We start from the raw sequence: 24,998 nt of genomic DNA, 5'->3' as shown, positions 1-24,998 counted from the left end.
TGCTTACTCTTTTGCTAAGGCAAACGTTAAGCGAATGCGGGTCCCTTTACCCACACTCGACAGCATTTGCATTTCACCTTGATGTTCTTTAATAATTTTACTGCACACCGACAGCCCCAACCCGCTACCACCTTCATGGCGCCTGGTGGTAAAAAAGGGCTCGGTAATCCGTTTTAAGGTCGCACTATTCATGCCGCAGCCATTATCGATAATGCTAAGTATGGCAGTGGCGCCGTCGATGCTGGTTTCTATCTCAATAATACCTTGCTGCTCTGCGCAAGCGTTACACGCATTTTGAATGAGGTTAATTAACACCTGTTGTAACTGCTGAGCATCACCATAGATACAGGGTTGTTGCTCGGTAAGTTGAGTGATGACTTGATAAAATTTGGTTTGATTTGCCGTTAAACGCAGCGCCACTTGCACTACATCATTAAGGCACACCTGCGTATATCCATCGGCAATATGCGGCATAGCATAGCGCTTTAAATCATTCACAATTCGGCTAATACGTTTAGCGCCTTCTTCAATAGAGCCACAACTGTGCTGCAACTCTTTGATGGCAATGTCGGGCTGTAATCCGGCGATAAGCCAAAAAGGATTTTGCTTTTGATAATATGTGGCTGCAGGTGCTAAGTCTTTCATCGCTGCACTAAATAACGATACTGCATGCACAATAAGCCCAGTTGGATTATTGATTTCATGGGCAATCCCTGCAGATAACTCACCGAGTGATGCTAAGCGGCTGGCCTCTTCGTTTGCTTGACGTAATCGGTGTTGTTCAGTTGATTCCTCTAGCAAAATAACCACCTGGTCTTGGGCAATGGGGTGGATTTGTAACTGCCAAAATTGTTGCTGGTAACGCATATCTGCGATAAGCGATTTTTGACTGAATAACACATTAAGCACAGCAGTTTTAAGCACAAAAATGTCGTTATCTATGTAGTAAAACGCGTCTGAATCTAACAAAAATATATTGTTATCGTTACTCCATAAGTGTTGTAAGTCTTGATTGACTATAGTCACACCATTAGGAATGCCATCAAGCACAGATTGAAACTGTTGCGACAGTTCGGATATCTCCGCTTCAATCCGCTTACGTTGTATCAATTCGGCATCAAGTGTGTGGGTTTTTCTGCGTAAACTCGCGCTAATAAACCCGGTATATATGAGGCCGGCGCCTGAAATGATGGCTACGGTAATCGCTAGGGCAAATATGCGCCTTTCGCTAAAAGTTAAATCCACTTTTTCGCGGCCAGTACCAAACCACTTATTGACTAATTGGTCGTATTCACCCGATAGTTTTAACTGTCTCAACGCCTCATTAATTTGGTACATCTGCTCGGATTTACTACTATTGGCAACAAAATTAAACGCGCCATAAATCAATGCATCACTTGAGCTACGTACCGACGGGTACATTGGCAATAAGCGCCGCGCAACAAAGCTTTCGGCAATCACGACATCAACCTGGTTTTTTATCAATAATTGAAAGCCGGTTTCATACAGATCCACATCAACCCGGTCAAATTTTTGCAGTTTGTCAGATAAAAACACATCAACAAATGCGCCATTTTTTATGGCGACACGCTTGCCTACTAAGTCAGCCCAATTATTAATAAGCGCCTTACCTTGCAAGGTATAAGCTTTGGCGTGGGTGGCGTAAATAGGGTCTGATTGCGCTAACTGACGGTCCATATTCACAGGGCTCACCACCGCAATGACATCAATGTCGCTATTAGGGTTATGCACATCGTTTAGCAGTTGTTGAAAGCTTTTGCGCCGAACAATAATTCGCGTACTGGTTAGCTGACCAATTCTGTTCATCAGCTCAACATTAAAGCCTTGATCGACCCCGTTATTACGCCACTCTAACGGTGCCGTATTTGAGTGCACGCCAAACACAATGCTGTCTTGCGCCAGCACTGGCAGGGTAAAGAATATAAGGCAAAGCAATATCAATCTCATCCGCTAATGTTACTCATTTAGCCTATTTGAAACTGTGCAGCATTCCGCATATGAGTAAATCATTATGTAATAAACCCGCTTAGTCTAAATTCATCAGCATTTCACTCAATGTGACCTTGCTCTCTATCCTCTATGCAAAAATGCATATACCCCTTTATAGCTATGCATCTTTGCATAGTTCATTTAATCGCTTGTGATTGAACTGTCATTTCTAGGCCCACTTTAAGCGATTTTATTGTGACTATTGGCTGTGTGAGTAAGCTTATGGCTAGCGATATAAATCGCAGCTCAATTCAACTGTAATTGGGCTGCATTTTTAAAGTGGTGTGAACAATTGTGCCATATAAAACAAAAATAGTACTTCTATGGTTAATTGGCTCAACGTCATTTAAAAGTAGAAAGGGGATAAAAATGAAAAAGATGAAACTTGCAGTCTGTCTTGCCACGCTAATGGGTACCACTGGCTTTATTGGTAACGTTGCCGCAGCAGACAACTTAGCCGATTTTCATACGCAAAACCAAGAGTGTGATAGTTGCCACACACCAGATGGTGAGCTGTCAAATGACAGCTTAACCTTTGAGAATGCGCAATGTGTATCGTGTCACGGCACTTTAGAAGAAGTCGCAGAAACCACTAAACATGAACATTACAATGCTCATGCTTCTCACTTCCCTGGTGAAGTGGCTTGTACTTCATGTCACAGCGCTCATGAAAAATCGATGGTTTATTGCGACTCATGCCACAGCTTCGACTTTGACATGCCATATGCTAAAAAATGGCAACGTGACGAGCCAACGATTGCTGAATTAGCTAAAGACAAATCAGAACGTCAAGCTGCACTTGCAAGTGCCCCACGCGACACCGTTGATGTTGTGATTGTCGGTTCTGGCGGCGCAGGTTTCTCAGCGGCAGTGTCAGCCTATGACAATGGCGCTAAAGTGATTTTAATTGAAAAAGAACCCGTTATTGGTGGTAATGCTAAGTTAGCAGCCGGTGGTATGAATGCCGCTTGGACCGACCAACAAAAAGCCAAAGACATTAAAGATAGCCCTGAGTTAATGTACAAAGACACCATGAAAGGTGGCCGTGACTTAAACGACCCAGCATTGGTTGAAATTTTATCATCTCACTCAAAAGGCTCAGTTGATTGGATGACCCAAATGGGCGCAGATTTAACTGACGTTGGCCGTATGGGCGGCGCATCAGTTAACCGTTCACATCGCCCAACAGGTGGCGCTGGTGTTGGTGCTCATGTTGTTCAAGTGCTTTACGATAATGCAGTAAAACGTAACATCGACTTACGCATGAACACTCGCGGTATTGAAGTGCTTAAAACTGATGACGGTAAAGTCAAAGGTATCTTGGTTAAAGGCATGTACAAAGGTTATTACTGGGTGAAAGCCGATGCTGTTGTGTTAGCAACAGGTGGTTTCGCTAAAAATAATGATCGTGTTGCTTCGCTTGACCCTAAACTAAAAGGCTTTATTTCTACTAACCAACCCGGTGCAGTAGGTGATGGTCTAGATGTAGCAGAAAATGCTGGCGGCGCGTTGAAAGACATGCAATATATTCAAGCACACCCAACGTTATCAGTTAAAGGTGGCGTGATGGTGACTGAAGCGGTACGCGGTAATGGTGCTATTTTGGTTAACCGTGAAGGTAAGCGTTTTGTAAACGAAATCACGACTCGTGATAAAGCCTCTGCAGCCATCTTAGGACAAACCGGTAAATCTGCGTTCTTAATCTTCGATGACTCAGTACGTAAGTCACTGTCTAAAATTGATAAGTATATTGGTTTAGGTGTTGCTCCAACTGCTGATAGTTTAGTTAAATTAGGTAAAATGGAAGGCATTGACGGTAAAGCATTGACTGAAACCGTTGCGCGTTACAACACCTTAGTTGCGAGTGGAAAAGACACTGACTTTGAACGTCCTAACCTACCTCGCGCATTAAACGAAGGTAACTACTACGCAATCGAAGTAACTCCTGGTATTCACCACACTATGGGTGGCGTGATGATCGACACTAAAGCCGAAGTAGTAAATGCTAAAAAACAGGTTATCCCTGGTTTATATGGCGCAGGTGAAGTGACCGGTGGTGTTCATGGTGCTAACCGTTTAGGTGGTAATGCGATTTCAGACATCATCACATTCGGTCGTTTAGCAGGTGAAGAAGCCGCAAAATATTCTAAAAAGAACTAAGCAATTAAGAATTAACTGATTTGCTAGTATCAGTGGAGCCACAGCCCAGTGCTGTGGCTTTTTTTATGTGGTCATCAATTATTAACGCGGAAGATATTAAACACTCAACTCCATTTTTTGTTGCTGGCGCCAATGAGATTCCATCACCGGAATAGTAACCCCATAACACAACACCACAATTAACGGTTGAATGTGAAAGCTTAATTCTGGCCATAATTGAAAGGCAACAACACAAGCAATGGTGCGGACAATAGCATGCGCTATGGCAATTTTTTGCGCCGCTATCACGCCATGCACCAGCCACATTAACCCTGTTTGAATCGCTAACACAAAAGGGAGTGCAAGATAATTTTCCATAAAAAATGGAATGCTAATGCCAAAGGTTAAAAAACTCATCCCTACTGCAGCCAGAAACACATTATCGAACCAATTGCGGTCAGCTGCTTTCTTAAAACCAAAGCCTTCCCCTGTTAGTTTAGATACCCCCATGGCCAAATACACAATTGAGCCCGTACCGATAAAAATAGCCATTACCATTTGTGAAGCGGGTAAAATAAAGCTTAAAGCAAATAAAATACTCCAAACAATCATGCCAGATAACGGCATCGCCAATGCACGGTTTTGACGGTATTCAATTAACTGCTGATCCAATGATTTATGTTGCATGATAAAGCCTCCTTGTTGGTATGGATTCATTATCAGCAAAACCCTGCTTGTGTTTTAGTGCACTTTGTCAGCAATCAAGGATGACAAATGTCATCTTATACCATTGTGTATTATGACCTCACATTTTGTTAAAACCATTCTCTCTTCCATAAAAAAGAGCACCTGAGTGCTCTTTTTTATCACACGACAATAGCCATACCGCTAAAGTGATTCGGTAAAGCGCTGACTAAACTCTTTGATACGCTTGGCATTTACCCCTGCATCTCCTCGACCAATACGCGATACACTGCGCAGGTCAATACGGCTGCCCTGCTCTGCACTCGCCACCACCACGACAACATCGTCAGCAAAATTGAAAAATGGCGTTCTGGCACTTGCTTCAAAACGTAGTGCTTTAGGTTGTTGGTCTACAATCGCCCAGCCCATTGCTTTAGCCACATCAAGGGTTTTGGCAAACGCCGCCTCGGCAGGTAAATCCGAAAGTATAGGTTGAATATCGGGATAGGCTTGCAACTGCTGCGCTGCAATTTCGGCCCCGCCATACACTAAAGTATTTTTAGCACCAATACGGCTGTCGGTTAAAAACGTAAATTGCGGCGGACTCTGTGTATCTGTCGTAATATCATGGATAGGTGGGTACCTTACCGGCTCGATAATGAGCCCCTTCAACATGGGCGACAACATCGCAATCCCCAACAGTAATGCTACGACTGACTTTGCAGTCCCGCGCGCTTTAGGATTATCAGTCTTAATCATTATACCGCTAACTAAACTGACTAGCGCCACGGCCACCACAATATATCCGAGCACATTGTGATATGTACGGCTCGCAACAAAGCCCGTTATTGGGTCCCACAGCCCCATAGACGATCCAAACACCATTACACCAGCGGCGATGACCGCAACCAATGCCACTACCAACGCTATATGACTCACAACATTTTTTTGCATTACATCCATCCTTTAGAAATGGCTAATTTATTCAATTGATATTGACCAGAGTTTACTGAAAAAAATTTCTATTAGCACATAAAAAATATCCCAACCATAAGCCACAGTCTTAACCGTCGACACAAACAAACTGGTGGACATAGTCAACCAAAGCAAATATAGTTGATTTTATCAACATAAATCATCTCCATTCTAATCAATTGAGAAACAAAATGCATTCACAACCCGTTATGCCATTGTCCAATATAGACTCAAAGAAAACCCCTATCGCCCATAAAGTATTGGTAGTGCTTGCGATGATGACAGTCATGGGCGGTTCACTCATTGGTTTAATGACCTACATCAACATAGGTTATAGCGACACCTTCTTTAATGATTGGTTAATGTCATTTCTGCTTGCCGCGGTCACGGTTATACCTGCCGGATTCATCTTCATGGCTTTATTCACTTATGTTGTTCAAAGATGCCTACCTAATACCAGCGAAAAAATGCGCAACATCATCGTTGGCCTGTTGATGGCTATCACCATGGAATCAGCAATGGCGCTATCGACTGCCATTAATAATATTGGCTTTAGTAGCAATACTGCATTGTTTAACCACTGGCTAGATGCACTGCTTGCCGCACTGCCATTAGGCTTAACGTTAATGATAATGACCTCATTAACAATCAAACCTAAAATTGAACGATTTTTAAAAAGTTAATCTGAGGTACTCCCCATGAGCAAAGACAATCAATATCGTATTACAGTTGAGCATCTTGATGATAATCAACAAAGTATTCAGCAGTTACAGTTTGAATTTCAAGACCGAGAAGATTTATTTAAACTCGTTGAAAACCTTAAAATAGGCAGTGGACTCCCAGAGTCAGACGCCACTAAATTAAGTGTTGGGTTACGTTTATTAGGCCCATTGATGATGCATAACCGTAAACACCCGCTGTTTATTGATTTTATGCCGCACTTTAAAACCTTTATGCAAAACTTAAAAACCACAGTCAAAAACGCGGTGACTAATAAGTAACCTGAGCTCAGGTTAAGTAGATTACAACATCGACATCTCATTACTAAGGCCAATATCATGAACATTGCCATCACTGCAGCCAGCGGAAAACTAGGTAGCGCCATTGTTAAAGCTCTACTCGCTCACTCACCAGAGCATCATATTATTGCCCTTGCGCGCACCCCAGAAAAAGCCCAGCATTTAGGCGTTGAAGTCAGATCCGGTGACTACAACGACCCAGCCCAACTGCTGCAGTCGCTACACTCTGTTGATGTGCTGTTACTGGTGTCAGGCATGGACTCACCAGACAAACGCATTCAACAACATCGCAATGTCATCGAAGCGGCTAAACAAGCTGGAGTACAAAAAATTGTGTACACCAGTGTTCAAGGCGCTGAAGAAGGCACCGCATTTTCACCTGTGATCCAAAGTAATCGGCAAACAGAAAAAGATGTGCACGAAAGCACGTTAGAGTGGGTCATTGGTCGAAACGGTATTTACATTGAGCCTGATGTTGAATACATAGACACCTATCAACAAGTGGGCGGTATTTTTAACTGTGCTGCCGAAGGTAAGTGTGGCTATACCACCAGAGATGAGCTGGGGTTTGCCTATGCCAAAATGCTGACCGAAAACCACCATAACGGTAAAACGTATAACTTAAACAGTGATCCCATCACTCAATATCAATTGGCAGATTATTTAAATCTTGCTTTTGATACTCAGCTTACTTATCAGCCAATCACATTTGAGCAATTTAAGCAGCGCAGCATTACCGATCTCGGCGAGTTTATCGGCACTGTGGTCGCAGGAATATACCAAGGCATATCACAAGGTAAAGCCGATAACCCAAGCCACTTCACACAAGCAGCAGGCCGAGAACATACCAGTTGGGATGATTATTTTAGTCAATTAAAGTCAAAGCATTAATTGTGGAGGATTAAAATCCGTTTCCCATCAATAAGTTAACTAACAAGCACACTGCCGTTTGGATCGATATCCAGGCGGCGCATGGTGCGAATAAGATTACTTCGGTCAAGTTTTAACGTTCGTGCGACAGCGGCCAAATTACCGCGTTCTTTCGCTAATACTGCACAAATAACCTGACGTTGATATTGATCGGTAGAGTCGCGTAAGCCATAGCGACAAACTTGTGCTAGCTCAACCTCTGCCGGGCTATCAACTTGAGTTGCTGGAGCTAACTCTGTAGCCACTTCTGGCTGATTAACAGCAAATTCAATCCCAAGATGAACACAGCCAATGCTAATAATACTGGCAAGACGGCCTTGTTCGCTTATTGCCCTTAATGCAGCCCGACTTAAAAGATGCTCTAACTCACGCACATTGCCCGGCCAATCATATTGCATAAGTTGTTCAATCGCCGTTTGCTGTAACCTCAGTTTGGCGACGCCCAATTGATGCTGACTTTTTTCTAAGAAATACCCCGCCAGTAAAATAACGTCTTTACCGCGCTCGCGTAATGGCGGCACAGGCAAAGGATAAACACTCAAGCGGTGATACAAATCCGCCCTAAAACGCCCTTCTTTCACTTCTTGCTGTAAATGGCGATTTGTCGCGGCAATGATTCTCACATCGACCACAATAATCTTGTCGCTACCAACGCGTTGAATTTCGCCATTTTGTAGGGCACGCAATAGCTTAGCTTGTACCGCTAATGGCAACTCGCCCACTTCATCTAAAAATAACGTGCCGCCATCGGCTAATTCAAAACGGCCACGGCGATCACTCACCGCACCAGAAAATGCCCCTTTAACATGACCAAACAGTTCGCTTTCTACAATACTTTCAGGTAATGCTGCGCAATTGATTTGCACCAAGGGTTGTAGATTACGCCGTGATTGCTGATGAATACTTTTAGCCACTAACTCTTTGCCCACGCCGGTCTCACCGGTAATCAACACCGACAAATCACTATTAGCAACCGTATTTATTTCGGCTTGTAAGGCGTTAATAGCTGCACTTTTACCAATAATGGTTGAGGGGCCTAAGGTTACTTGAGCTACCTGATGGCTTTGTTCAATTTTGGCCTCAAGTGCTTCAATGTGCTCGCTGGTTTTAATCGCTGCTGCCACCCCTGCAATATATGCTCGGGTTTCGGTAGGATTGAGGGCATCAAAACTGCCAGCTTGCATCGCATCTAGGGTGAGCACACCCCACACTTTGCCATCAACATAAATAGTGCAGCCCATACAGTCATGTACGTGCAATTGCTCACTGCCGTCGTCCACCAAACCATCATAAGGATCGGCTAGGCTTGAGTCGGCATCAAAACGAGTTATGTGTGGGCTGGCAAGTATTTGCTGCAATCGCGGATGATGATGAATAGAAAACTGCCGTGCCAACGCTTCTTGTTTAAGACCAACCACCGCAACAGGCATCAAGTAATCGTGTTTGAGCTTTAATAACGCCACTGCGTCACAAGGAATGGCACGTTGAATCGCTTGAATAAGTCGTAAATAACGTTCCGATTTAGTCAGATCGCGATTTAAGTCTTCTACAATATCAATGAAAGGGGAAATATTCATAGTGAGTCGAATTAACCTAATTTAGGTTAATTTGACATGTTTATTGATCTAGGTCAATTTAACCCTTAGCTATATTATTACTTATAAATCAATTAGATAAATATTGGCACGTTATGTGTAATACAGACAGTATCGCAGATAAACAATTGAAGTTTATCGCAATTTTATGCCTAAAAGGACTCATCAATGTTAGACACTGCAACTGTTCAAATTATTAAAGCCACCGTACCGGCATTACAAATTTATGCGAATGACATTACCAGTCATTTTTACCCTTTATTGTTTAGCCAACACCCTGAAGTGTTACCTTATTTTAATCAAACTAACCAAGGCAAAGGCACTCAACCTAAAGCGTTAGCGAACGCAGTGATTGCCTATGGCGCTAATATTGATGAGCTGGGTAATTTAAGTGACGCCGTAAGTAAAATTGTTCAAAAACACACTGCATTAGGCATTTTACCTGAGCAATACGACGCGGTGGGCAGTTGTTTACTGCAAGCCATTAAAGCCGTTTTAGGTGACGCGGCAACAGATGAAGTGATTGATGCCTGGGCTAAAGCTTATGGCCAATTGGCTAATATTTTAATTGCCGCAGAAGAATCGGTTTACACAGCAAATGAACAAAAAGAGGGTGGCTGGCGCGGCGAACGTGAATTCATTTTAGTTAAGCGTGAAGATGAAAGCTCGGTTATCACCTCATTTTACTTTCAGCCTTTTGATAACCAAGGCTTACCCGATTTTGAAGCGGGACAATTTTTAACCATCCTATTTGACGATATCGATGGCGTAGCTGTGCGTCGTAACTACAGCTTGTCAGATGCCGCAGGCAAAGACTACCTGAGAATTAGCGTAAAACGAGAGCCTAATGGTGTGGTATCAAACCATTTACACAATAATATTCAGCTCGGTGACAAAGTAAAGTTACGCGCACCAAGTGGTGACTTTACCTTACGTAAAAATGCAAAACCATTAGTGCTACTCACTGGCGGCGTCGGTATTACACCCGCCATCAGCATGCTCAATACCGCTGCAGGGTCTGGCCGTGACATTCGCTTTATTCATGCCGCGATTAACAGCGACGTACATGCCTTTAAACAGCATGTAGATACACTTGCCAAAGCCAACAGCAATATCAAACCGCTATACATTTACAGCCAGCCACAAGCGCACTGCCAACCACATGCAACAGGCTTTATTGATGCTTCATTCATCGAAGCGCAATTGCCAGCAGATCGCGACATAGAACTATATGTCCTCGGCCCTATTGGCTTTATGAAAGCCGCTTTAGCTATCGCCACCAGCCTAGGTGTACCAGCAAGCCAGATCCATTTCGAGTTCTTCGGCCCAGCAGAATCATTAACCGCTTAACAATAAAAGATTTTGAACTCTTATTAGATTAAAAAAGCCCTGACAATAATGCCAGGGCTTTTTGTTAATTCGTTGTGCTAAGCTGTAAATTAAAAAGGTAATAAACACATAAACCAGAAGATGGGTGAGTGAGTGAGAACTAAACCCTTTAAAATTAATACCTAAAAAGGCACCCAATAAATTTAATTATACATTTTGACTGTTATTTGTAGATTTAAATGATTTTAAGCCATTAAGATCGACTTAAATCAACAAAAGTAAGTAAAACCATTAGTTCCAGAACTCGGACTTTATAGCATCTACATCTTCTGACTTAAATGTATCATCTGAGATCAAATAGGCTTGAGATTGACTATTGTTCACCATAAAGTGTTTATCGCCTTTCTTGTATAATTTGAAAGCATAGTGGTATTGACTGGAATAACGACCTTCTAATGAGAATAAATTATCTATGTTATTTTCACCTATGAACTGAAAAATAGCTTGAGCAACATAATTGAGCCTATCGTCTCTTCCCATATTCATAGTAAACATTGAATAAGAATCTTGATCATCAAAAGCTACAAATACTTGAATTGCTTCGTGCCCATCTCTAAAAATAAAATTAACAACTCTACCATCTAGCTTTAGATCACCATCTTTATCAACTTCGTAGAGCGAGTCGGCCTGATTATTTACATATAGAACATCATCATTTTTTACAATAAACATGATGTCCACTTCAGCATCAGTCAAATGCATTCTACCCAAACTATTTAAGTTGATGTGTTCACTGTTACTTCGGTTCAATAGATCTGAATCAATCCAAATATCATCTTCATCAAAGTAACTTAGCCACTCTTTTTGTTTGGCTGTGAGCACCAGTTCTGGATTGCCTGATAGGTTTATTTGCGTAAGGTTTTCTAAGTTTACTATTTCATCTGGCAACTTAGCTAAGTCATTACCATGTAAATTTAAATATTCTAAGTGATTAAGATTACATAAAGTTCTAGGAATACACTTTAACTTATTCTTCCCTAAATCTAATTTGTATAAATTAGATAAATTTCCAATTTCGGCTGGCAATTCAATCAAACTGTTTGTATGTAGATACAAGACATGAATACCAACAAGATCAAAAAATTCAGATGGTAATTTTTTGATATTTTTATGATTAAGGTTAACTTCTAAAGAGCCATTACAATCATAAATACTGCCTTTAACGAAACGGTTAAACTCCTTTAAGTAAGTTATGGAATCAACATCTGAAGGGAAACCTTCATATCGTTGTTCGCCAAACATCCCTTCTACCAATTCTCTTTCTGGCAAGCCATGTTTCTTTGCCCAGTTTATTAAATTTGAAATTCGCTCTGACTCAGTTTGCGTACCTTGACTGATGAGATTAAGGAGTTGTTCAAGAACTTTAGTTCTAATCTGAAACATTACTTCAGGTGTTCTACTAAAACAACATAAAACACTCTTGAACATTATGAATGCTTTTCCTGTATCCTGTTCAATAGCTACATTTGAAAACTTCTTGTAATCCACACCACAATTCAGAGCATATTCTTGATGAGTGCCCCCCATTTCTTCAAGTTCTTTAATCTCTTCATATATAAACTGTTGAGCTATACGAACATCGTTACCTAAAAATTGGTCAAATAAAACTTCAGACCACCTCTTTGTAAAATGCTCTACGCCATCTGATGTTAATTGTGCCCTCACTGCATCACCAGTTTTTTGCTCAAATGCTATGAACGGTTGGATACGTTGAATATTTTGAATTGCAGCAGGAGTGCAAGCCTCTGCATCTATTGATAAACCATTCTTTTCCATTTCTATTGCATAGGAAAAATCGTCAAATGATTCAAGATATCTTTCTTGAATCATAAAACACGCTCCCCTATTTATATAAACAGCAGAGTGGTTTGGGCTGACTTCTATTGATCTTGTGAAAAATTTAATGGCTTCTTGTTGATTACCAAGTTGAGAGTATTGAATCCCTTGACGAAATAGTTTTTCACCTTCGATCTCATTACTGTTGCTAATGCTCTTTTTGTTATCTTTCTTCTTTGAAAATAAATTAAAAAATGACATATAAATCCCTTACGTTATAAAACTTTATTATTTAATGCGTATTCTCTATTTTGATAGTAAAAAGGATTAATAATTGGTTTTAGTGATAAACCTGCCAATTCATCTGTCTCCTGATCTACTATGATCGATTGAATGTAATGGCTAGGTATATGACTGTTAACCAAAACTTCAGCCTGTGAGTCATACGGGTAACACAACCTAGATTTATTAGTTTGTTGAAAAAACAACCTTTCAAGTGCCTCAAAGCCATACAAAGATTCATCACTAGCCGAAGATATTGAGGCATTGGCCGCATTGGTAGGACAAAATAGACATTCCAGCTCCCATAATACACTAGGTGATATACTTAAAACGGCCCATTTCTGACTAGTATCTATCTGTCGATATTTGTAAAACATTTTATCATTTGGATAAGAGACTGATAGTGAAATCATATGAGTTCTGTAGTCAAATCGCCCTGAATCATTGACTTTATGTTTTTTAGCAATCTCACCATTATAATCTTTACTATTAAGCCCAATGTCTAAAATGCTTCTAACATTTTGGACTTTGGTAAAATGAATCAGCTCAGTTATATCTCGCTCTAGGCAAATATCACGAATTCGCTCTCTGATGTCTTGATTTCCATATTTTCCCAATCCGTGATATTTCATAACTTCTTCGATAAGCTGTAATCTTAATTCAATTGTTGACTGGAAAGCACCTAATGGTACAAGAAGATTGGAAAACACTATATTGGGACTATCCAAATCAAGTAGTGGAGGTTCATCTACTACAGTTATCCCACTTGACTTAGCAAAGTTTCGCACAACTAAAGAGCTTTTAGTCGCAAATGATAGTTCATTAATTACAAATTCAAGTGCTGCATTCTTATCGGACAACATTAAATTTATAACATTAAAAATTTTTACAAAATTACGATCCATAGTTATTAACCAAATAAATTTGCTTGTGCTGGTTCTATATGTTCTCTTGAAACCTTGCCTAACAACGATATAAAACTATCTGGGCTAGACAAACAATCCTCTAACTTTCCCATTTTAACTAGAGAGACATAAAGAGCGGCAGATCTTGCCTGACAATTAAAACTTTTCTTAGGGTTAAATTCGATATCTGTAAATGCATTAAAATTAATAATATCAGCAGATAAAGACGGAGTTAGTTTAATGGTATTAAGGTATAGCCAATCGTAAAATATTGTCTTGGGTATTAAAGGCCATGTTTTACCATTGCTAAAAAAGCCTGTTAATTCACCACTTTCTTTTAAGCGAATGTCAGACTTTGCCTCTCTTGAAGGCATAAAAAACAAGTCTTTAAACGGGCCTCCATTCTTAAAGACTTTTGCAGCATGAAAAATATTTTCCAACGGTACTTCTTTTTTATTTTTTAGCTGAACCATTAAATTAAAAGCACTTAATTGAACTCCCAGAGGGTTATCACTTTTAGTGGAAATCTCTAAGAGAGTCAGATCGTTAAATTGCTCAAGCGCTGCTGTATGCAAAGATTTTATTGATTTTTTCTTCTGAGTAACGGCTAATCCTTTATGCCACTCAAAATCAATTATTTTCTCATCAACGAAAGGGTATGTATCACTCGATACAAAAACAGGTCTTTGAGCCATATGATTGATTCCTTTCTAACAACTAAGAATTCAGCAACTATATCACTTTCTAAGCAAATGTTATTTGATCTCCTGCTGGAAAATTGAAATTAATACAATCAAGTTACAATATACTGAAATTCACTAGTTTCACTGGCAAAACAGACTCTTTCTTCAAGAAAGGTTGCTCTTTTTAGTGCCCTTGAACCCACCTTAATCGCCTTTTCAATTGCACTTTCATCGCCCATAATCACAAGCCTTTCACTTGGACGAGTTGATGCGGTGTATAGCAATGTTTGGTCTATCATTTTTTCCGCTTCATTGGGTAACATGACAAAGCAAATAGGCCATTGAGAGCCTTGTGATTTGTGGATAGTAATTGCATATCCAAGGTGCAACTTTTCCAATAGCTCAGCAGTAACGTTAATTAAGGTGTTGTTTACTTCAATAACTGCCACAGCACCATCCTCATCAGGTTGTTCAAACACTTCAACAATAAGCCCTAAATCACCATTTCTAAGATCTGCGTCTTCATCATAATTGTTGGCGGTGATTAATACTGGATCACCTTTCAATAACCGTGAACCAGTTGATGTAATCCAGGGAATCCAACCTCTTAGTGAGTCTTGAAAGTAAATAGCTTGCCTGTCATTACCTACTGATGCTTGCAGCTCTAGATTTAAGTTATCTACACCAAATTCACCTTTTCTTATGGGTGATAAAACAATGCTTTGATCAATTCCGCCAGACTCTTGCCAAAGCTTGATAAGCCTTTCGACAGTTGGTTTTGTTTCTATAGAGCAATCACCGCTTTCATTTAGTGTATTTTTAGTGACCTCTGGAATATCAAGCTGCCCATTTCTAACTAATGTCGAAAACTTGTGTATTCCGCTTTCTTCATTTTGTCGTTTAACCTGCGTTAAATTAAAAAATGGTATCTGAGTATCAGTTAAGGCCTGGAATACCAAGCCATTACCTACAGGTGGCAATTGAGCGGTATCACCAACAAAAATAACTCTAGCTGCATCTGGCAATATGCCTACTAGCCGATACATAGACAGAAGATCCACCATTGACGATTCATCTATGACTAACAGTATTTGCTCAGGTAAGTCAGGTTTGTTGTCGCCTAGATGCTCACCAATTAACTTTGCAATGGTTTGGGCTGGCCTTTGGGTGCTTTCCGCCATACGCTGTGCTGCACGGCCTGCTAGAGCCACTTGATAACACTGTATTCCTTGCGCTACTCGGTCATATACACCTAATACAGCTTTTAGTATCGTTGTTTTGCCTGTTCCTGCACCACCTGAAATGCCGCATACAGGAGCAAGTACAGCACCTACAACAGCATCACGCTGATCGGCAGTTAAATTAAAATTCAGTGTACTTTCATAGTCCGTTAAAGCAGTCTCAACCAATTCTTTTGATAAATCACATTCCCAGCCAGCCAATAAACAACCTTCACCTGCGGGTCTTTGGTGTGCATCAACAATAAACTGAGCTACAGCGGCTTCCATCAAGGCTTTACCATAAACTTGATAACCTCCTGTAACTTGCACCAACAAACCTTGCTGACAGGCTATTTCACCAATATTTTTAGGAGTGTCAGATTTCATAAGCTTAGCGTATTCACTGATTAGCTCATCAGTTGATATCACCGTCGAGCCAGTCTTATTGGCATGATTAATTGCCACATATTGAGCGATGCCAGCAACAACGACTTCATCTTCTAAGGTAAAGCCAAGCCTAAAAGCCAGTTGTGATACTTGTTCAAAAGAAGCCCCCATAGCCACTAAGATAAATGGATGTTCTTTAATTTTACCAATTGCTTCTTCGCCAAATATCGCAACCAGCTTTTCACCAAAGCCCAATGGCAAATTCTGCTCTTCAAGCCAGTTAATTGTGTTAAAAAGTGCTTCACTAGGCCAACTTTCAAGTAAGTCTTTAACACGATTCACGGTCATGCCTGCTATGTTTAGCAGAGCTTCTGTATTTTGTGTTTCAATAAGTTTGGCTAATTTTTTATGTCTAACAAGACGGTTAGCTATAACACTACCGATACCTTTGATGTTGTTGCAGATCCAACGAGATAAAATCCTGCCTGAAGGTCTCAGAAACTTGATGTTATCTGCATCAATGGTGTACTCGCTTAATGGGAAGTCATTAATGATGAAATGATTAAGTCGCTCTTTACCTGAGACTTCCCATACACTGCCTGTTGTAGCTGTATCTTGGGCGTGCTCGGGAAATTTAACTACGGTTGTTCGATCTCGTTTTTTGAGCGAACCATCTGCGTTGACAAGATCAACTGTCGCGTATGAATTTGCTCTCAGCTTCTTCACTTGAATGATTTGACGAAGATGGACAACTTCACTCATAACTTGAATCCTGCTGCACCAGATTGAACCAACATTTGCTGCTTTTTAAATTTGGTCAATTCTCGTTGTAGCTGTCTGTTTTCCGCTTCTAATTCTGCAATTCGTTGTGACAGTGCATTGTTGCTTACTGCCACCATGCCTGATTGTTTTTCAGCTCTTTCTCGTGCAGCCTCATGAGACTTTTTATCTTCATCAATCTTGCGAAACCAATAGCTGTCAGCTTCTTCAATTAGTTCTCGCACTGCCTTATTCTGCGTACATACAGATTTTGCAAATCCCAACTCGTCAGCTAACACTCTACGATTAATTTTGCCGCTGTATTCATACTCATGCCAGTCTCTTGCTGCATTGCGCTCATCAATCCAAGTCTGAACCAGTTTGATATTTTCTTGAGCAATCTGCTGTCCGTTCTTTCCTTTGGTCATCGTCTGTCAACCTCAGGTAAAGGCTTATCAAGTTGCCTGTTTAATAGTTTCATATCAACATTGGGCATCATATATGCGTTATGTTGCCAACGAACAAACTGCTCTAGCAATTTTTCATTTTGCTTTTCCAGTCTTTCTACTTTTGCCTCAAGAATAGCTATTTGCTGTTTAGCAAACTCAAGTGTAATGTCCTTTTTTTCATCTTTGCTCGAATCTTTAAGACTTTGTTTTCTTTCATTAAAAGCTTCAACCAATACAGGATAAGAAAGTAAAGTATGCCTGCTAATATTCTCTTCCCCGAGCACCTTTGCAAGGCGCTCGGAAAAACTATTCCAGGTTAGCTTCCCTGTCCATTTATCGAGTTCATGTAAGGCTAATGGAAGTGTTTTTACAGTAATGATTTTTTTAGGCATTTTCGATCCCTAGTAACATTGCAACTTCAGATTCTTCAACAAGATCTTGATTACTAGCACTGATATCTAAATCGTTTTGTTCAAGTGCTCTTTTTACAGGGCTTGGGTCATGTTCTGGTGGAATCCACAATATGGCACCTTCTGGCGTATCTTCTGATTCGAGCCGCTGACGTTGTGTGCGAATATGAGCCAGTTTCCATCCCAAGTGTGACACCCATCTATCCGCACCAAAGACACCATCGGCGTTATCTTCATTGGCTTTATCAAATTGGGACTCAACCTGCTTTTCTAGCCGAATAATACGCTCAAGAGTATCAGGCATACCTTTTATGCAGACATGCTCTTTACATGTCATACACTCTCCACCTTTAGTACAAGGAGACATTGCGTAATCATGAACACACATGCCGTACTCGGTTACATCAGCAATGCCAATTCGGTTAACCCCTAAATCTTTGTAGCTAACAGGCAAGTTCAGCTTAATCGCTTCTAAGGCGGTCGGTCTTTCATTAAACTCAATAATGCTTCTAGCTTGCTGCTCACGTTCGTCCTGTGTGCGCAGATCATAGTGTCTGTTATCATTAATTCGAGCACGTCCAGCCCACCTAGCAAGCTGCCATGCATCCATACCACCACGCTCAGCATTTGTTGATAACCAAACTCTGATCTGATGTGAAGTTAAGCGAATATCAGAGCCGTCTTCATCTTTATAGCCCATACGTTGGAATAATGTTTTAGGTGGATTTTTTAACTTGTCTCGAATTGCTAATTGAGCATTAAGTTCATTAACGCTTGGTAAGCGCCATGAGAATTCTCTAACGTCAAAGTCATTGTGGAACTCACGATCTCTTATTAATACTAAAGACTCCCATACTGGGCGTTGAATAGAAGGTAGATTAGGCCAGTCGTGAGTTTGATATTCTGAAGCAACAAAGCTTGCTAAATCTTCATAAGTAGGCTCACCTGAGGCAATTAATTTTTGAACCCACTTTGTATTTTTACCACCAATCATATTCCATGCTGTTACGCTGCTAAACTGACTCGTTTTAGCTTTCATGCTTGTTATAGACTGGTCTGTAAAGCTCATCGCATGTGCAAATTGATAGGCATTTAGCGGTTTGTTTTCTGCAAAGTCGTCTGGCGTGCAGCAACCTGCATGGCGCATAAACACATTAGGGTGCTCATAAGCGTACTTAGCAGCCTCCCTTGCAGGCTTACCAATTTCCATAAGTCTGCTATGTGCTTCAATGACCGTTTGCTCTAAAGCTTCTGGAACCCATTTGATCGTATGTCCAAAACCTTTTTCAGCATACCACCTCACACCAAGCGCCCCATTTTCACCTCGGTGCAAGCAGTCAACGGTTAGCTCTGATAGTTCCCCAGCTCTTCCAGGTGCAAACATCAATAAAGTAATAACGCTTGACCAGTATTTATCTTCTAAAGTTTCTGCATTAGCAAAACAGTCAGCCAAAGCAAGCATCTGGTGCATACTTGGGCAACGAGTATCTTGCCATTTACGAGAGTCTTCATCTGTTCTTTCGGCTTTTGCCCCCACCTTAGGCCAAGGGTTCTCCCACGATTGAAGTGCAGGCACAATTCGCTTGCTTCGAATGAACTCCAATAAGATCTCAATCTGATAGCCAATCTTATTTCTTCGATCTTTATTGGCAACTCTTTGTTTAGTGATAGTCTCTAATTCACCAATTACCAGTCCATCAGTTTTCAGTACATTTGCAATACCATGCACGGCTACTAGAGCATCATGTAACATACGCAATGCAACCATTTTATTTGTTACACTGGATACCGCTTTGATACTCTGGTTATAGCGGATATAAGCTTTTGCAAAAGACAAGAAAGGTTCATCCAAAGGGTCAAAATTCGCTGGGTTTGACTTTGCTCTGTACTTGGAAAAAGTCATCGCTATTGACCGATTTTTTTGCTTGTGTTGCCAGTTGTTGCTTTGCCAACCGCCTTGATCATCATAGAGTGTTAATGTGTTCTTACAGTGCTCAATAAAACTGTCTAGATTTTGCTTAGCGCTTATCTCATGCTTAGGTTGAAAGTGAATAATATCAGCCATTTACACACTCCTCTTTTGACAGCTCTTGCTTACACATTACAATAACTTGTTGAACTGCAAGTAAAAGCCGATCTGTAGACTGAATAACATTGTTGGATATGCCTAACTCTTTTTGCTTCTCTCTTTCAGCTAAGATCTCATTGAGAACTTCTTCGTGAGGTGCTTCAATCCAAGGCTCAAAACTTGAACATGTATAACAAGCCCTATATCCAGAAGCACAAAAAGCATAAGTTCCGCAGCTACCAACATTTTCAGACTTGCCATTTTTCACTCGACTGTTCGGGTCATTTGCTCTAACAGCATCACGTTCTGATGCTATTAATTTCCCTGAAAAAGCTTGAGCTAATGGCGCAAGCATAGGAGCCATTACTTCATCAATTTGCTTTGCTGTTTCTTCAGTATTTTCTGTGTACACACCAATATTTTGCGTATCGGTATGATCCAGTGCAGCAGCTAATGCAACACCACTAATCCCTCTTCGAGCTAGATTTGTTCCTTTGGTATATCTAAAACGTGAAGCAGTGAAGTTAATGTAATCACCTGTTCTTTCAGAGCAGGCTGTGTTTTTAATCGCTACTCCTCGCAATAACTCATATGCTGAATCAGCAGCCATATGTAAGTAGTCTGGCGTTTGTGAAAGTCTTGTTTCTAACTCCTCTATACTTGATAACCGATTAACTCTTGTTTCCTCAACAAAAATTGGGATCTGCTCACGCATAGAATCAGGAAGCTTTTCTCCTAAGCTAGATTCAACATACTGAATTGACTGGTTGCGTTGATTGTGAAGTAGAAGATACAAGTCTTCATTAATTGGCAGCGGTGTAAATTGCTCCCTAAAGCCTACACCACGCTGTTTAGCTCTAGGACAATTGATAACATAGTCGTTACCGCTTGAATCCTCCCTAACAATTAAATCAACTGAACGTAATGAGCGAACCTGAACATATCTACGGCCAGTTAAAACCAACGCCATAAAACAGCTATATTCTTTTAAATTAAGAGTTCCCTGAGTAAAGGCATTTGATGCCCAGTCGATTAACGCTCCAAGCTCATTATGCGTTAGTGGGCCAGAATATGGGCAAGCACCTTTTACGGCATTACCTTTTGGGTTTCCTTTTAAAGTTAACTCTTCTAAATAATCTGCAATTTCCTTACTGATCCCATTGAATCCCCACTCATGCCAAGCTAACAAGAATCCCTTGAGTGCTCCTAACCTATACTCGCTATCTGAATCAAATGACGCTCGATAATTTGTTAACCCTTGTAATGTTAGCTTGCCTTCTTTTGTAGCCTTCATGTAAGCATTGAAGCGATTAAACATATTGAAAGTATGCATAGCCGAGAGTTCTTCAGCGTAGCGGCACAAAGCTTTTCTAAAACCATCTTCCGTTTCTGGTTCAAGAGCAGTTAAACGCTGGAAATTAATTACTGTTGAACCATCTAGCCTCCACTCAATATCCGAAAAATAAAACGGATAACCGCTTTTCGTTGTGTGCTGGCTGACTAGAGCCTTATTCTTCTTTAATTGCATACTACTTGTCCTTCTTAGCTCGGTTAGTCCAGTGATCCATGTCCTCTCGCATCACTCGTTCAGCCTCTTCTCGAATGTGTCTAAGGTTATAAGTTTCAGCCGTTTTATCTGAACTCCATCCATTCAGTTCCTTTCGGATCTGAATTTCTTTCTTTTCATTAATTGGGTTAGCTTTAGAGTCTTCTTTGGCCGCTTGATTGACCTCATCAATTTTCTTTGAAAGCTTATAGTTAAAATTGTGGCGGAAACCATGACGAGTAATTTCTTCAAGTAATTCAGGATGGATAGCAACAGCAGGCTTTAGAACTCTATTTACAAAGGTGCTATTGGAGATTGGGCTACCGTGATATTTACCATGTTTATGCGTAACGAAAATATAAGGGTGCTTTGTTGCCGTTGGAATTTCAGCTCTCATTTCCATGATGTATTTGCGTACTCTATCCGTGAGAGCTTTTGTAACTGGAATTACACGCTCATTAGTCTTGGCCACTGGTTGCTTTTTGCGAGGGTCTTCAATCGCATCATGTCTACGAATAACTGATACTGTAGCCCTTTGAAAATCAATATCGCCAACCTGCAAGGCCAATATTTCCCCCGCACGCATCCCTGTTGCTTCCATAACCTCAAATATCAATGCGTTTCGAAATTTAACTTCTTCGCCCTTAAATGGATTATCAGGTGAAGTCTCCTTGACGATACTTAAAATTCGTTCAAACGCTTTAGGAGGCGGAGCTTTAGTATTTGGATCAGCAGTAAGTCCTTTACCACTGCTGCCTTTAGGCTTATTTGCCAAAAGTAGGCTTTTCATGGCTTCAATATTATTTGAAACCTCTTCTTCAATTAATTTCGTTTTGAGAATTGTTCTAGCTAAAAACTCAAGATAAGAAGCTATCTGACTCATTCGGTTTGAAGCATGATCGTTAGATACTTTTTGTATTGGTGTTACGCTAGCTGTTGATGCCGCTGCGAACTTAACGACAGTCTTCTCGGATGTCTTTAGCCACTTTTTTAAACTCCTTGTATCTAATGTGCAGTGATCTCGTATGGAATAAACATCCTCGTCATTTAATAAGCGGCCTTGCTCAAACTCAGAGACAAGATTTCTATCATTAATATTTTCCCAAAGCTTTAGATGGATTAGATGACCAAGTGAATTAGATATTGCTGACTGTGTGTGGGATGTTCTCAATTTTTCAGTAACGTACAACGTCACCCAATAATTAGGTAATCCATTTTCTTCCATCAAGATTGGATATCGCTCACCGTTACTAAAAATCAGATCTCTAATTTGTGACATTGAACACCTCTTTATCAACGCTTTATTTATGTATAGTCCCTAGAAAGTTCATTGTCAACAGAAAGATTCATAAAAATAAAAAAGGGCTTGTAAAAACAAGCCCTTGACAATTTTAATCTACAATTTTTATTTATGTATTCCTCAAAACGGAATATCGTCATCCCAACCTTCATCCAAATCTGGAGTGAAGTTTTGTGCAGGCTGTGGCGCTGGGCGTTGAGCCGGTGAATTTTGCGGTTGGAAGTTACCTTGTGGAGCCGCGGCAGGCTTAGGCGCATAAGCAGGAGCTTGCTGTGCTGGGGCTGGTGCAGGTTGTTGATAACCACCTTGTTGACCCGCATTAGGCTGGCCCTGGTAAGTATTGCTATTGCCAGCAGGTGCAGCTTGGTTGTTGTACTGAGGCGCACGTTGCTGAGGCGCTGCAGCTGGCGCTTGACGAGCTGGCTGACCTTGGTTTGAGTTATAAGCGTTTTGGTTGGCGTTTTGGTTATATTGGCCACCTGCGTTATCACCCGAGTTGCGACTGTCTAGCATTTGCATTTCCATCGCATTAATTTCGGTTTTATAACGGTCTTGACCAGTAGTTTGATCCTGCCACTTACTGGTTTGCAATTTACCTTCAAGATAAACTTTAGAGCCTTTCTTTAAGTACTCACCCGCAATTTCAGCAAGACGACGGTACATTACAATGTTGTGCCATTCTGTGCGCTCTTGCACTTGACCTTGTTGGTCTTTCCACGACTCACTTGTCGCTATTGTAAAGTTGGCTACGGCGTTGCCGTTTGGCATGTAACGAACCTCAGGGTCTTTACCTAAGTTACCGACCAAAATCACTTTATTTACACCACGACTAGCCATCGAAATCTCCTGAGATTTTTATCTGTTTACTTTATCTGAATTCTAAACGAAATGATCTACACGATCTATTGTACAGAGCCTAACACAGCTCGGGCTTCGCTTAAATTGAATTTATCATCGGCCTTTAAATAAGCGGCCTTCTCTTCAAGCACCACAATGGCTTCAACCACTCCGGCCAATTGCGATAGCTCGGTAGCCATCACCTGGGCATCATTTTTATCTTTTATATTGGCTTCAAGGGTATAGCTTTTTAACAGCACAGGTTTTTGCATGCCAAAGGTGAGCAGTAACCACACAAACATCAGTGCAAGTGCGACAAAAAATACTCCTGAGGCGCCCACTAATTGATAAGCGCCACCGCCGAGCATACCGCCACAAAATGCGCCTAAAAATTGGCTGGTTGAATACACCCCCATCGCTGAGCCTTTGTCGCCCACTGGGCAAAATTTAGCAATTAAGCTTGGTAGCGATGCTTCGAGGTAATTAAAGCCGGTAAAGAACAACACAACTGCAGCACTTAACATCCAAATATTGTCAGCAAAAATGCCCATGGTTGCTAATGACAACATCATAATCACCAGCGACAATTGGAACATGGTTTTGGTGTTATTACGCTTAACCCCAATAATGATGAGTGGCACCATTAAAAAGAATGCGCCTACAAACGCAGGGAAGTACAGCATCCAGTGCTTTTCTTTGACTAAACCGGCATCTACCAAATCTAGCGGTAACGCAACAAACACTGCTGTTAACACTAAATGCAGAATGAAAATACCAGCATCTAAACGAAATAGCTGCGGGTCTAACAACATGCGTTTTAATTTAGTCGGGGTGGCAACGGTGTCACCTTTGGGCGCCTGGCTAATTGGGTTCGGTACAAAAAACTGCACAATTAACATGCCCAATACCGCCAGCACAGCCGTCAATAAAAATAGCCCCGTTAACCCCAGGTATTGCGCCACAACCGGCCCAACCAATAGCGACAGCGCAAACGAAAAGCCAATACACATGCCAATGACGGCCATGACCTTAGTGCGTTGCTCATCGCGGGTTAAGTCGGCAGCTAATGCTAATACGGCAGCGGCAATAGCGCCCATACCTTGTACCGCACGGCCAAATACCACGCCATAAATATGATCAGATGAAGCAGCAATTAAGCTGCCAATGGCAAATAATACTAAGCCCGCCAATATAATTGGTTTACGGCCATACTTGTCTGACAAAATCCCCATTGGAATTTGCAATACTGCTTGAGTCAGTCCGTAAGCACCAATGGCAATACCCACCCATAACGGTGAAAAGCCTTCAAGGTGCTGACCATACAACGCGAAGACAGGCATGATCATAAACAGCCCCATCATTCGTAAACCAAATACACTGGCTAACGAAAAAGCGACTTTTTTTTCTATACCTGACAGTCCATTACCGGCCATGCAATTGCCCTTTGAAAATGATTCGTAAAACGATTAGCTGCGCATATTATCACAGCGTAATAAATTAGCTCAAAAGGAAATCGTAGTTTGCGACCTATGCTTCATTTAAATTACCTTTTACTAAACTTATTGGTTGTTACAGGCGTATACATTCACAAAACATCATCCATAACAAAATTGATCTGAAGTACATTAATATCTA

Annotated in this window: 20 protein-coding genes; 5 read left to right on the top strand and 15 right to left on the bottom strand. The window is 41.0% G+C overall.

The window, feature by feature from the left end:
- Positions 1-3: 3 nt before the first annotated feature.
- The gene (locus IEY48_RS03090; protein WP_188917135.1) at positions 4-1,968 is read right to left on the bottom strand and encodes an ATP-binding protein; all 1,965 of its coding nucleotides are present in this window, start codon (positions 1,966-1,968) and stop codon (positions 4-6) included.
- Positions 1,969-2,379: 411 nt separating this feature from the next.
- Between IEY48_RS03090 and IEY48_RS03085 the strand changes: the two genes are divergently transcribed.
- Positions 2,380-4,170 carry a flavocytochrome c gene (locus tag IEY48_RS03085; RefSeq protein ID WP_188917133.1) on the top strand — a complete coding sequence of 597 codons (1,791 nt, stop codon included), beginning with the start codon at positions 2,380-2,382 and terminating at the stop codon, positions 4,168-4,170.
- 96 nt (positions 4,171-4,266) lie between these two features.
- On the opposite strand, the gene IEY48_RS03080 is transcribed toward IEY48_RS03085, so the two are convergent.
- Positions 4,267-4,836: a DUF7010 family protein gene (locus IEY48_RS03080; protein WP_188917131.1), complete on the bottom strand. Its 570-nt coding sequence runs from the start codon at positions 4,834-4,836 to the stop codon at positions 4,267-4,269.
- Positions 4,837-5,037: 201 nt separating this feature from the next.
- The gene (locus IEY48_RS03075) at positions 5,038-5,787 is read right to left on the bottom strand and encodes a DUF1499 domain-containing protein (RefSeq protein ID WP_229786299.1); all 750 of its coding nucleotides are present in this window, start codon (positions 5,785-5,787) and stop codon (positions 5,038-5,040) included.
- A gap of 212 nt (positions 5,788-5,999) precedes the next feature.
- On the opposite strand from IEY48_RS03075, the gene IEY48_RS03070 reads away from it, so the two are divergent.
- Genes IEY48_RS03070 through IEY48_RS03060 form a run of 3 tightly spaced genes read left to right on the top strand, consistent with a single transcriptional unit; the run spans position 6,000 to position 7,718 of the window.
- Positions 6,000-6,491 (top strand): DUF2798 domain-containing protein, encoded by a 492-nt coding sequence (locus IEY48_RS03070; RefSeq protein WP_188917127.1) that lies wholly within the window; start codon positions 6,000-6,002, stop codon positions 6,489-6,491.
- A 15-nt stretch (positions 6,492-6,506) separates the two neighbouring features.
- Positions 6,507-6,809 (top strand): DUF3861 domain-containing protein, encoded by a 303-nt coding sequence (locus IEY48_RS03065; RefSeq protein WP_188917125.1) that lies wholly within the window; start codon positions 6,507-6,509, stop codon positions 6,807-6,809.
- Between the two features lie 57 nt (positions 6,810-6,866).
- Positions 6,867-7,718, top strand: a complete 852-nt coding sequence (locus IEY48_RS03060) for an SDR family oxidoreductase (RefSeq protein ID WP_188917123.1) — start codon at positions 6,867-6,869, stop codon at positions 7,716-7,718.
- 35 nt (positions 7,719-7,753) lie between these two features.
- On the opposite strand, the gene norR is transcribed toward IEY48_RS03060, so the two are convergent.
- On the bottom strand, positions 7,754-9,334 hold the full coding sequence (norR, locus tag IEY48_RS03055; RefSeq protein ID WP_188917121.1) for a nitric oxide reductase transcriptional regulator NorR: 1,581 nt from the start codon (positions 9,332-9,334) through the stop codon (positions 7,754-7,756).
- Positions 9,335-9,520: 186 nt separating this feature from the next.
- Here norR and hmpA point away from each other — a divergent pair, with 186 nt between their 5' ends.
- On the top strand, positions 9,521-10,702 hold the full coding sequence (gene hmpA, locus IEY48_RS03050) for an NO-inducible flavohemoprotein (protein WP_188917119.1): 1,182 nt from the start codon (positions 9,521-9,523) through the stop codon (positions 10,700-10,702).
- 270 nt (positions 10,703-10,972) lie between these two features.
- Here the strand turns inward: hmpA and IEY48_RS03045 are convergent, their stop codons facing one another.
- From IEY48_RS03045 to IEY48_RS02995, 11 genes are all read right to left on the bottom strand, one after another.
- On the bottom strand, positions 10,973-12,778 hold the full coding sequence (locus tag IEY48_RS03045; RefSeq protein ID WP_188917117.1) for a hypothetical protein: 1,806 nt from the start codon (positions 12,776-12,778) through the stop codon (positions 10,973-10,975).
- A 14-nt stretch (positions 12,779-12,792) separates the two neighbouring features.
- Positions 12,793-13,704 (bottom strand): DarT ssDNA thymidine ADP-ribosyltransferase family protein, encoded by a 912-nt coding sequence (locus IEY48_RS03040; RefSeq protein ID WP_188917116.1) that lies wholly within the window; start codon positions 13,702-13,704, stop codon positions 12,793-12,795.
- Between the two features lie 5 nt (positions 13,705-13,709).
- A complete protein-coding gene (locus IEY48_RS03035; RefSeq protein WP_188917114.1) occupies positions 13,710-14,399 on the bottom strand; it encodes a DarT1-associated NADAR antitoxin family protein in 690 nt (229 codons plus the stop codon).
- 98 nt (positions 14,400-14,497) lie between these two features.
- Positions 14,498-16,756, bottom strand: coding sequence for an AAA family ATPase (locus tag IEY48_RS03030; RefSeq protein ID WP_188917112.1), 2,259 nt, complete (start codon positions 16,754-16,756; stop codon positions 14,498-14,500).
- Positions 16,753-17,181, bottom strand: coding sequence for a VPA1267 family protein (locus IEY48_RS03025; RefSeq protein ID WP_188917110.1), 429 nt, complete (start codon positions 17,179-17,181; stop codon positions 16,753-16,755). Before IEY48_RS03025 ends, IEY48_RS03030 begins: the two co-directional genes overlap by 4 nt.
- The gene (locus tag IEY48_RS03020; protein ID WP_188917108.1) at positions 17,178-17,594 is read right to left on the bottom strand and encodes a hypothetical protein; all 417 of its coding nucleotides are present in this window, start codon (positions 17,592-17,594) and stop codon (positions 17,178-17,180) included. The genes IEY48_RS03025 and IEY48_RS03020 overlap by 4 nt, the downstream gene beginning before the upstream one ends.
- Positions 17,587-19,677: a hypothetical protein gene (locus IEY48_RS03015; protein ID WP_188917106.1), complete on the bottom strand. Its 2,091-nt coding sequence runs from the start codon at positions 19,675-19,677 to the stop codon at positions 17,587-17,589. The genes IEY48_RS03020 and IEY48_RS03015 overlap by 8 nt, the downstream gene beginning before the upstream one ends.
- Positions 19,670-21,208, bottom strand: coding sequence for a site-specific integrase (locus IEY48_RS03010; protein ID WP_188917104.1), 1,539 nt, complete (start codon positions 21,206-21,208; stop codon positions 19,670-19,672). The genes IEY48_RS03015 and IEY48_RS03010 overlap by 8 nt, the downstream gene beginning before the upstream one ends.
- Before the next feature lies 1 nt (position 21,209).
- On the bottom strand, positions 21,210-22,505 hold the full coding sequence (locus IEY48_RS03005; protein WP_188917102.1) for a tyrosine-type recombinase/integrase: 1,296 nt from the start codon (positions 22,503-22,505) through the stop codon (positions 21,210-21,212).
- 141 nt (positions 22,506-22,646) lie between these two features.
- Positions 22,647-23,363, bottom strand: a complete 717-nt coding sequence (ssb, locus tag IEY48_RS03000) for a single-stranded DNA-binding protein (protein WP_188917100.1) — start codon at positions 23,361-23,363, stop codon at positions 22,647-22,649.
- A 65-nt stretch (positions 23,364-23,428) separates the two neighbouring features.
- Complete coding sequence (locus tag IEY48_RS02995; RefSeq protein ID WP_188917098.1) at positions 23,429-24,796, bottom strand: MFS transporter; 1,368 nt, start codon at positions 24,794-24,796, stop codon at positions 23,429-23,431.
- Positions 24,797-24,998 lie beyond the last annotated feature (202 nt).

It is taken from the genome of Shewanella saliphila, from assembly GCF_014648295.1.
GTDB classification, from domain to species: Bacteria; Pseudomonadota; Gammaproteobacteria; order Enterobacterales; family Shewanellaceae; genus Shewanella; species Shewanella saliphila.
The sequence above is the reverse complement of the archived record's forward strand: the minus strand, read 5'-3'. Positions and strand labels throughout refer to the sequence as shown.